The organism is Lentiprolixibacter sp. (assembly GCF_982873095.1).
The window spans coordinates 1-11,329 of sequence record NZ_CEYNTP010000073.1 but is presented as its reverse complement, the minus strand read 5'-3'; the positions used below and the strand labels follow the sequence as shown (position 1 = coordinate 11,329).

Sequence of the window (11,329 nt, the reverse complement as noted above, 5' to 3'; positions counted from 1 at the left end):
GGCAAATTTCGCCTACACCATAGTGAATCTGATAAAAATTAAAAAGGAGGGTAAAAAAATAGCCCTGGAGGCAGAGAAATCGGAATAGGAAATAAATATAAATACTTGAAAATTGTAAATTCATCAACAACTATAAATTAAGTACTATGAAAAGAATGCCAATTGTATTAACGCTATGTATAGCTTCTTTGGCCTTCGTTGCGTTTACCTCAGAATTCCAGGATGAATGGGTAGTACCTGAGAAGTATGTAAATATGAAAAACCCTACCGACCCTTCTGTTGACCTGAACATTGGGAAGGTGCTTTACAAAAAGCATTGCCAGTCCTGTCACGGCAGCGAAGGGTATGGAGATGGTCCTAAGTCCGGCGGCCTTAAAGGTGATTTGGGAGATTTCTCTTCTGAGGAGTTTCACGCCCAAACAGACGGGGAAATCTTCTACAAAAGCTATATCGGTAGGTATGACATGCCCAATTACGAAAAGAAAATCCCCGATGAAGAGGATATGTGGCTGATTGTCAACTACATGAGAACTTTAAAAGAATAATTAAAAAACACATTTGTTTGGCCTGCGATTTAGCCAAAAAGCAGGCCAGCAAAAGCTGTATTTTTTATGGTACACAGGGATTGCTATTTACGATTTGTAAGCATATCACACAGGACTGCTCCTGTTGCCAGCAGGGAATGTTACCATCTGGCAACGGATACCAAAGGGGCACTTACCGATATATTGGTGAAGTCTTTTCCCGACCTCTCCTCTCTGCTGTTGCTGGTAACCTGCAATCGTACCGAAATCTACTTTGAATCTGTTACCACGACGGCCGGCGAAGTCCGGGATAAATTCCTGGAATTTGTACAACAGAATGTTGATCAGAATGAGCAACGCTTGTTTACTACCGGGGACCGGACAGAAGGTACGGTGAAACACCTGCTGCGCGTTGCAGCCGGACTGGAATCCTCAGTACTGGGGGATGCGGAAATCCTCCACCAGGTAAAAAAGGCCTATCATCTTGCTCTGGAACGAGGCCTCCAGGGTTCTTTACTGGAACGCGCTGTACAAACCGTCTTCCGTTCCCACAAACGCATCAGTAATGAAACGGTCTTTCGGGACGGTACCACCTCAACCGCCTACAGGGCACTGAAAGTTGTTGCAGGCTGTTATGGGCCCGAGGCCCCTAGGAAGAAGATCCTACTTGTAGGAGCTGGGGATATTGTACAACAGCTGCTCAAATACAATTCAAAATTTGGGTACCAAAATGTATGGATTACGAACAGGACAGAGACAAAAATCATTCCTTTGGTCAGTAGACATGGGCTTGAGGTATTTTCCTGGAAAGATGTATTGGAACAACGTCTGAGTGATTTTGATGTCATAATCAGCGCTGTGAGTAACCGGGCTGCCCTGATAAGGGAGGGTATTGCCAAAGATCGTCAGGTGGTACTGGTGGACCTCGCTGTTCCAGGAAATATCGACCCAGGTCTGCAGCAGCAGGATAATGTATTGTTTTCTGATCTGGACAATATCAGTAGCCATTTAGAGGAAAATCGTGCTTCCCGTATCAAGGCAGTAGCAAAAGTAGAGCACATCATTCAGGAAGAATGGAAGTCTATCGTTGACTGGTATCGTCAACAACCTTTTCGGGATCTGCTGGCGAAGCGAAAGAAAGAAACGATCCACATACTAAAAAATACACCATTACTTGAGGGGTACAGTAAAGAAGAACTGGAAACCCTCGCTGACCAGATAATCCGTAAAATGCTGAAAGATCCCATGTGCCTTGAAGAATCTACCAGGGTTAAGGATAGAGTTAAGCGTTTGATCCCGGACTTTTCCAATTAATTTCAAAAACAACTATGCAGATAAATCGATTATTTACTTCCGTCTTACTATGCCTTATCCTCACCGCATCGCTGGTAGCTTGCAAGCAAAACCCTAAAGAACAGGGACCGTTTCCCATTGAAGCAAGGTCGAGTATAGCGGAAGATCATAAGAATATTATAATGGATGTACATGAGGTAATCGTAGAGGAAGTCCAGCCTTCCTCCAAATACCTGTATCTCCGTGTAAAAGAAGGGGACGCCTCCTATTGGATGGCCACAGGGCCTTCAGAAGTCGCTGTTGGTGAAGTCTACTATTATAACGAAGCCCTGGTAAAGACAAATTTTGAGAGTAAGGAATTGCGCAAGGTTTTTGATACGCTGTATCTGGTTACACAATTGGTTCCCGAAGCCCATGGCAAAAACCTGAAACCGAAGGGCAAAGTTGCACCTCCCCCAAAGGGTGATGCATCTGCCGGGAAAAAGGAAGGGTTCCATTCCCCACTTGGTTCCGGGATTGTAAAAAAGACCAGCATAAGCAACTTGCTGGATAATGCAGGAGAATTTGAAGGGAAGCTGGTAGAAATTAAAGGTGAGTGCACTAAGATCAATACGGGCATCCTGAACCGGAACTGGATCCACCTCCAGGATCTGGATGAAAAGGACAAAAAATTAGTTCTTACTTCAACAGAAGAAGTGATTCCCGGGGAGGTCGTTACCTTTCGTGCCAGAGTAGCATTAAACAAAGACTTTGGGGCCGGATACACCTACGAAGTACTCCTGGAAAACGGGGTAAGCCAATAATTTGGTTAGCCTCCGGATGATACCAGAAAACCCTAATTAACTAACTCGTTTTTTATTGAAAAAGGGCTTCTCCGATCAGAGAAGCCCTTTTTTTAATTGTCCTTCTAAATAGCAGGGTTGCTATTCCTTTTCCTGATGTTCCTTTATGTTTTCGGAATCCAGGCTGAAGGCCCTGGTATTTTGGAAGATTTTTCCAAATCCGAGGATATTACGTCGTTTGACTGTTCTTTTATATTTCTTTTCCATTTTTGATTTTTTTGTGTTTTTCTTTCCCGCTATTCTTTCTATTTACACCAGGAAGTGTACATCCAATTCCTCTTTTCTAAATCTGTGATAAACTGGTTCAACATGAGTTCGGTAGCGGAATCTCCGGTGTCCAGTGATACTTTTAAGGCTTCAAGCAGATCTTCATGCATGATCTCATAATCTGACAGGATTTCCCTTACCATGTCCAGGGCCGACAATTCTTCTTCGGTCTCCTTTAATTTGGACAGGTGGATGGCATCTTTCATATTCATCATGGGTTTCAGGCCGAATACCCGGATTCGCTCCGCGACAGTGTCTATTTTCTCTTTTATATCGTTATAGTCATTCTCAAACTCCCCGTGCAGTTCAAAGAAATCCGGTCCTTCCACGTTCCAGTGGTATTTTCTCAACTTATGGTAATGTACCTGATAATTGGCGAGCACCTGCTTTAAACGAACAACGATATCAGCGGTGTCCAGGTAGGTGAACCCGAGTTTCTTATAGGTTTTATCTTTTGAATTTTGCTTTTTTATTTTCTTATCTAAAATTTTTGTGTCTTCCATTTTATCTGTGAGTTTTAAGTGAACATTGGTTGCCTGTAGCAGAAAGCCACAGGATAAATGCAATAATGATAATGATTGATTTCGGGGTAGGTCCCCCATTCTGATCTGGCACCTTAGAAGGCGCTCTTCCTTGTGAAGTGTATTGCTTTTGAATGCATACTGTAATATAATATATTTTGCGTATTATTCAAATTTTTAACACTTATTAACGAATTTTATGGATATTATTTAGATTATTCCCAATTTTAAGGAGAATATTCTAAAATATTGAACCGCAGGAATTGCTTTGCCGAGGGATTTAGGAATAGTGAAGTTTGTAGGTATGATAGGCTGTAAAAATGAAAAGGGGTTGCTCCCCAAAGTGCAACCCCTTTTGCCTAGCATAACATCGAATTATATCATCGGTATAGGGTAAAATGCCCTACATATTGTTGTTTTTCTTTATCGTTTGCATTTACAACGTACCAATAGTCTCCCGTAGGTACAGGTTTCCCGTCATAATTTCCATCCCATTTGGATACCTGGTCGAGCCTGGCCACTACCCTACCGTAGCGATCGTAGATAATCACCTCCAGGTTCGGGAAATAATCCCGGTTACGGGGGTACCAGAAATCGTTATTGTTGTCCCCATCCGGGGTAAAGAAATTCGGGATATCCAGCATACCGGTAAAATCAAATGGGAACGACATTACGGCCTCACAGCCCCGCTGGTCCACCACGCGTACGGTTACATTCTCATCCTGATTGGTACTGTAAACATTGTCACTTCCGTAAGAAACGTTGTTAAAGAAATATTCATAGCCTCCAAAGCCACCACTGGCGGTAGCCGTTATCTCATTTGGCGAGGTTTTTACCACGTCAAGGGTAAGCGGGTCGTAGGCATCTATGGTGAAATCTACAAAGGTAGTACAGCCATTCTGGTGGTAGATATACACCGTATGATCCCCTGGAGTGAGTTCTCCCCAGGTCCTGACATCATTGGCCTGTGCCGTAATGGCATCGGTTGGGTCTGCAGGATCCAGGGCAAAGAGCAGGAAAGGATACTGTCCGCTGTCCTGAACCACCACCTCAACAGAGTTGGTCGGGAAGATCCCCTCGCATCCATAGCTAACCAGGGCCTCTGGCATAAGGTCTACACCAATGCCCACAGGAACAATAACATTGGTCTCACAACCCTGGGCATCCCTGACGAAAATGACATAGGTATCACCTCCCACAAGATTATCCCAGAATTGGGAGGGGTTGGGTGCGAAATCAGCAGGGTCAGACGAATTCACCGCAAACTCGTAAGGAGGTGTTCCTCCATTAACCTGCAGGGTAACGGTTCCATCTGCATCGCCCAGACAGGTTTCCGGCGTGGAATCGGCGATTCCGGCCACGAGTTCAGTAGGTTCGGTTATGGTAATGGTCTGGGTAATGGTACAACCCAAATCGTCCTGTATAATCACTTCATAACTTCTCGGGGCCAGGTCCGTAAAAGTTTTACGGTTCGGGAACATAGGATCATCCCCCTCGAAGAATTCACTCAACTGGTCGGCTATGGAGTATCGGATCACTCCCGTTCCCCCGCTGGCTTCAATAATGAGTTGTCCGTCTGTATCTCCATAACAACTAACCGGCACGGCCTCCAGGTAATCCAGTACTAATGGTGGAGGATCTGTAATGGTGATAGGCGTTGAAATGGCCGTACAGCCACCACTTTGGGCAAATACCCAATAGGTCCCGGGTCCCAGGTCACGGAAGATACCGGAAGACTGGGCGCTCCTCACCGTATTACCCGGCGTTGGGCTGGGGGGTGAATCTGAATTCAGCAGGGTATAGAAATAGTTACCAATGCCCCCAAAAGCTTCAGAACGGATGATCCCTGTGGCTTCCCCTGCACAATTGATGGTAGCATTGGCCAAATCCAATGCAATCACTAATGGTGCTGCCGGATCCAGGGAGATCTGGTTCGATTTTTCAAACGGACAGCCATTGGAATTCTGTACGTCATACTGGAACGGTCCGGGATCAATAGTAATGTCTTCTGTTATCTGAACCGACGTAGCAAGGGGATCTGTCGCGTCAAAAGGAACAAAAGGATCTGCAGTACCGGACCTGCGATAGAAATAGCTCACACCCGGCTCCGGATTGGTTACCGTAAGCTCCATGATTCCGAAATCGCCACAACCCGGGGGTTGTAATTCCACTAATTCTGCCACAACAACTTCGGGGTCCATGATGGTGATCGGTACAGTAGTATAGCTACAGTCCCATCCGTCGTAAACGGTAATGGTATAGTCACCGGAAGATAAGTTCCCAAAGGTGGGTGTCGTCTGCAATCCACTGCTACTGCCATCAGATAGGCGGTTTAGCTGGAACAGGTAATTGCCCGGTCCCTGTCCGCCACTGATGTTGAAGGCCTCTATTTCCCCGTCATTGTCATTGTTACAGCGCAGGGGATTTGTGATTTGTATATCAGCATAGATAGGTGTAGGCAAGGCCAGATCAATGGTATTCGTGCTGATACAACCTTCCGAATCTCGTATATTGACCGTATAGGTGCCGTCCGAAAGGCCACTGAAGGTGGTATTCGTATCCGGGAAATCCTGGATAATCGTAGTTCCATCCGGGGCAATCACCTGGAATTCATAGCCGCCCCAGCCGCCGTCACCTGTGGCAAAAATTTCTCCAAGTCCAGGTACTGCACAGGTCACCTCAGCCGTTTGTTGAAGGGCCACGGTCAAAGCGCGGTCTGGCTGACGAACAGTAGCCACATTACTTGAGGTATCGCAGAAAGGGGTATCCAGGGCCTCAACCCTCACTACCAGGGTCCCTGCAGGCAAGCCCCCAATCACGCCGGGATTCTGTCCCGGTACGGTAGTATCGAAGGTTCCTGTAACCCCGGTAGTGGTTTCCACCCCGGTATTGTCCCTGGAAAATACCTCGTAGTTGTAGCTGCCGATGTAATTGTTCACCTGAATACTAATTTCACCGTCATTCCCACCAAAACAGGTAACGGGTTTCACTTCAGCGATTAGCGCTTCAATGGTATTGTAGTCGGGTACGTTGACAACAGGGGTCAGGTACGTACATCCGCCATTTCCAATATCCGTTACTGCAAATATGTAATCCCCGGGAGTACTGATGGCCCAGGTGACCGTATCACTACCTCCGGAATTTTGAGGGGCCTGTGAGCCCAACGGCAAGATCTCAACATCATAATTTCCCGGCCCCTGGTCGATAATGATGTCTATAGACCCGGGATTTACGCCGAAACCAGTGGCATCACAGGTAATCGGATTTACGTTAAAGCTAAAGGTCAGGTCAGATGGAGGATTCAGGGTAACCGTATCGGTGATTTCACAGCCGTTCTGATCCCGTGCCGTAATGATAATATTTTGTACGGCCCCGTTGTCTATGACCTCAAACACATTGCTCGTCTGGAAATTGGTACCGTCAAAAGCCGGGGTACCGTCATTCATACTGTAGGTATAGGGCCCAGTACCCGTATTGGCTCCAGTACCATCGCCATTGGTATCTGTGTATACCGTAATGGTGGCGGTATTAAATCGATTACTGCTCGGATCACAGGTAAAGGTCGTTGCCGTAGTGGCAATTTGAAGGGGTGTGGGTTCCAGGATGTCGATATCCCCGGAACGATCTGTACATCCCCTGTCAGAAATCACTTCCACCTGATACGTCCCCGGCGACAGGTTGTCAAACAGGGAGCTGCCCTGCGGCCCCTGGAGTACTGTGGCCGTACCGCCATCATAGAGCACATAGCTGAAAGGACTGTCGGTATCGGTCCCCGGAAGGAGTTCTACGTTGATGTATCCATCATTGGCCCCATTACAGGTAATATCGCCTTTTGGGGTAGCTGAAATCACAGGATTGTTTACCACCGTAACGTCTACTGTAGCCGTATCGGTACAGAGCGGAACCGTATTGGAATCCAAATCGGTTACCAGGATAGAATAATTTCCCGGTGGCAGATTTGTAAATACCGGATTGTTGACCTGGGTAACCACGGGATTGATCCCATCGTCCAGATCGAACTGGAAATTCCCGCTTCCTCCGGTGGTATTCACGGTGATCACCCCATCACCCGCATTACAGGTGGGTTCCGATGTGGCACTCGCGGTTATCGCAAAGAAATCGAAAACCCTGGCCAGGACGGTATTGGTACATCCGTTTCCATCCCTAACAACAATGGTATAATCACCAGGATTCGGCACCGTAAAGTTGGGGCTGCTCTGGAACCCTCCACCGATGTCATATTCAAAGGTTTCTTCAGGAAGGCCCGATCCGGTGCTCAGGGGTGCGGTCACAAAAATGTTGTAATTGGCCACGGCGGTACACTGATTGACCACGTTTACCGTGGGGTTCGGAACTCCGGCAGCTTGCGTTACCGTTACTGTGGTAAAACTAACACAGCCATTGCTGTCCCGGACATAGAAGTCGTAATCAGCGGGATACGGCCCCGCAATTTCATAGGTAGTATCTGTACTATACGCCACAGGGGCTGGATTGCCTGTAGGCACATAGGCAAACTCATAGCCTGGGGTTCCACCATTGCCCCTGACAGTTACCAGGGCACCTACGTTACAAGTAGCAGGAATATTGCTATCAACAACTAGGGCAGGGATATCCTGGGCAATGGTAGCCAGGGCACCTGCGGTACAACTATTGTTAGTATCCACTACCAGTATCTGGTAATTACCAGGAGGCAATCCTGTAATCTGGTCAGCATAAGGCCCTCCCGGGAAGGGGACCGCAACAGTAGTGGGACCAGAGATAATAGCTCCGGTATCTGTGTTGGTTATAGTAATATCTACTGAAGCAGATGAGTATCCGTCAATCTCGTAAAACAGAATCCCATTTCCAGCCACGTCACAGGAAGCAGAGGTTGCCGTTGCTGTGGCGGTTAATGGAGAAGGTCCAACTACAGGAGGTATTTCTTCAATATAAATACAACCTGTTGCCGTATCTTCAACTTCTACAAAGTAGGTGACACCAAAGTTAAGCCCGCTAAATGTATGCGTTCGCGGAGGTGAATTTGGCGCATATCTCGGTACTCCTTCTCCAACAAGGCGTAACAAAAATGGACCTACCCCACCAACAATTGTGATGGTATTTGTGAGCACTGAGGTACAATCAGGTGGATTGTTGTCTACAGGCACTATAGTTACTGTATTCTCCGTGATGGTAATCGTATCAGTGTCCTGACATCCTGCAGCATCCGTGGTAATAACCGTGTAATTACCCTGTGCCAGGTTAGTGAAATTAGCTGTGGTACTCGCAGTTGGCCCAACGACCGCCACGGTAGTACCGGCAGCATCCTGCAAGGTATAGGTATACGGAGCCGTACCATTCAATACATTGGTCACATCTACACCTCCTTCTACAACGCCCAGGGCACATGTTGCAGGTACAGGACTTACCACAGCATCAATTGGTGTACTGGCAGTTATGGTAGCAGAAAGTAAGGGTGTGGTACAACCCCTGCTGTCCCGTATCATAAAAGTGCTATAGGTCCCCGGGGCAAAACCGGAGAAAATATTTTGCGTACTATAGGTCACCCCGCTATCACTACTGAATTCATATGGCGGAACCCCGAAATTCGTATCCGGTACCAATTCAATGATCCCATTGTTGTCCCCACAGGTAGTATTCGTAGGCACTGCAGCCCCCACAATGGCTTCTGGAGGTGAAATAGTCACTACGTTAGTAACGGTCATACACCCCTCACTATCGTAAACCTCAAACTGAAAAGTGGTATCCGCGATAATAGAACCATTGTTGGGAATGGAATAAATAAAGGAGTTACCCGTAATATTAAAGTTGCTTGTGGTAAACGGTGCCCCGTCTATACTTACTTCATAATAGTCGTAGTCGCCTCCAGACGGATAACCATTGCTGATGTCCACGCGAATCTGGGCATCCGGCCCCCCACAATCCAGCTGCTGTATGGTGGTAGCGACCGCAGTTATTTCCGGTTCTATGGAAACGGTGACATCATCCCGGCAATCGTTGGCGTCGACGACCTGAATGGTATAATTTCCCGGGGTAAGGCCGGCAAAACTGTTGCTTCCACCCAATACACCGCCATTGATACGATACTGATAGGGTGGCAAGCCTCCTGCAGCGTTGACTACAAGGGTAGCAGCATCAACATTGTCATAGCAAAAATCTGATGCCCCGGCATCCAGGGTCAGGGTAGGAGACGCTAAAGAGGTCAGCGTAAAGCTATCTGTAACGGTACACCCGTTGTTATCCGTAACGATCACCTGGTACAATCCATCCTGGGAAAGGTTAGAGAAGGTATTCCCATTTTTCGGCCCCCTGGTAGAGGTATCAGGCTGGATGAGCGTATATCGGTTACCTCCCCATCCTCCAACGGTATTGACAGTTACACTACCGATATTTCCGTTTTGGCAGCTCATTGGGGTTACATTGAGGCTACTGATAGCCAGGGCAACGGAAGGCTCTTCAATAACAAGCGTGGCCGTATCGGTACAATTGGTATCTTCATCAGTAACTGTAATTACGTAGTTCCCTGCCGTTAGTCCGGCAAGGGATATAATACCATTGGTCTCCCCTGAATTTAAAGGCCCTGCATTGATACTATAGCTATAGGTATTGTCAAAACCGTCTACCAGGAACCGGCCTTCCCCATCGCTGTCTCCCACACAGGTAACCACCTTGGTCTGTTGTGCCTGCACAGAGATCGAGCTAATATCTGTAATGGCGAAGCTTTCGTCGTAAGAACAGCCTTCATTGTCTGTAACCCGGAAGGTATAGGTACCCAGTCCCAATCCTGTAAATACATTGTTGTTTCCGTTATTTATGGCACTAGCTGCCGGGGCGATAATTTCGTAGGTAAATGGGGCTGTCCCGTCTGTCACGGCTACAGTAACCGAGGCCGTAGTGGTAAGACAGTCGATATTGGAAATGGTAAAGTCCAGATCCGTGGGTTTGTCCAGCGCATTAAAAACGATAGGGGCAAGGGTTTGTACACAACCGTTTGCATCTCGGATCTGGGGAGTATAGGTCCCAACGCCAAGATTGGTGAATACGGAGGTTGCACTGAAACCAGCGCCTATACTGTAGTCATATGGAGCGGTACCCCCGGAGACACCCGAGATGGTAATTTGTCCTCCATTTTCATTGAGACATGTGGGAATGCTATCTGCAGTGGCCGTTCCATTAATGGTAGAAGGCGTTCCCACGGTTGCATTGGTGGATGGAGTAGTACAGACAAAACTTCCCTGCTGGTACCTGACCACTACATCGTAGCTGCCCGGGGCCAAACCATTGAAAACTGCACCGGACTGGTAGTTGGTTCCATTATCAATACTGAATTCCAGGTTATACCCGAATCCATTGGTCACATTAACCTGGATACTTCCGTCATTGACACCCCCGCAATTGGCATCAAGGGCAGTGACCGTAAAGGTTGGCGGGGGCAAATCCTCCACATCCACATTTGCGGTCCGGGTACATCCATTGGCATCCTCCACCAGAATATTGTAGGTCCCGGCAGCGCTTACAGTAAAGACCGTAGTCCCGGCATAAGGTGGACTAAACGTACTTCCCCCGTCCAGGCTGTAGCGATAGGGGGCCGTACCTCCGGAAGTTTCTATAGTGACATCCACGGTAGCAGCTCCACAACCAAAGCTGTCGGATGCTGTTGCGGATACGGCCAACGGGCTGATCCCGTTACCAATTTCAATGGGGTCCCCATTGATGTCCAGGGTAATGAGTTCGTTACATTTGTTGGTCTCCACCCTTACGGTGTATATCCCGGGGCTTACATTGGCAAAAGTGTAATTGCTGGCCGCATCGGGCCCGAAAGTATCTACCGTAACCCCATTTTTGATAAGACGATAGGTAAAGAACCCAGGGACACCGGCAGCAG

The 11,329-nt window shown here is 47.5% G+C and carries 6 protein-coding genes; 3 read left to right on the top strand and 3 right to left on the bottom strand.

The annotated features are described in order from the left end of the window. The first annotated feature begins 146 nt into the window (after positions 1–146). The 3 genes from AC4E7D_RS06255 to AC4E7D_RS06245 all read left to right on the top strand — a co-directional run bounded on the left by AC4E7D_RS06255 (position 147) and on the right by AC4E7D_RS06245 (position 2,620). On the top strand, positions 147–545 hold the full coding sequence (locus tag AC4E7D_RS06255; RefSeq protein ID WP_490172955.1) for a c-type cytochrome: 399 nt from the start codon (positions 147–149) through the stop codon (positions 543–545). Between the two features lie 66 nt (positions 546–611). Then, positions 612–1,838 carry a glutamyl-tRNA reductase gene (gene hemA, locus AC4E7D_RS06250; RefSeq protein WP_490172954.1) on the top strand — a complete coding sequence of 409 codons (1,227 nt, stop codon included), beginning with the start codon at positions 612–614 and terminating at the stop codon, positions 1,836–1,838. Between the two features lie 14 nt (positions 1,839–1,852). Beyond that, positions 1,853–2,620 carry a hypothetical protein gene (locus AC4E7D_RS06245; protein WP_490172953.1) on the top strand — a complete coding sequence of 256 codons (768 nt, stop codon included), beginning with the start codon at positions 1,853–1,855 and terminating at the stop codon, positions 2,618–2,620. Between the two features lie 120 nt (positions 2,621–2,740). Here the strand turns inward: AC4E7D_RS06245 and AC4E7D_RS06240 are convergent, their stop codons facing one another. The 3 genes from AC4E7D_RS06240 to AC4E7D_RS06230 form a co-directional block, all read right to left on the bottom strand. After that, a complete protein-coding gene (locus AC4E7D_RS06240) occupies positions 2,741–2,866 on the bottom strand; it encodes a hypothetical protein (protein ID WP_490172952.1) in 126 nt (41 codons plus the stop codon). Between the two features lie 38 nt (positions 2,867–2,904). Next, complete coding sequence (locus AC4E7D_RS06235; RefSeq protein WP_490172951.1) at positions 2,905–3,429, bottom strand: Dps family protein; 525 nt, start codon at positions 3,427–3,429, stop codon at positions 2,905–2,907. Positions 3,430–3,827: 398 nt separating this feature from the next. Then, positions 3,828–11,198, bottom strand: coding sequence for a T9SS type B sorting domain-containing protein (locus AC4E7D_RS06230; protein WP_490172950.1), 7,371 nt, complete (start codon positions 11,196–11,198; stop codon positions 3,828–3,830). Between the last annotated feature and the right edge of the window lie 131 nt (positions 11,199–11,329).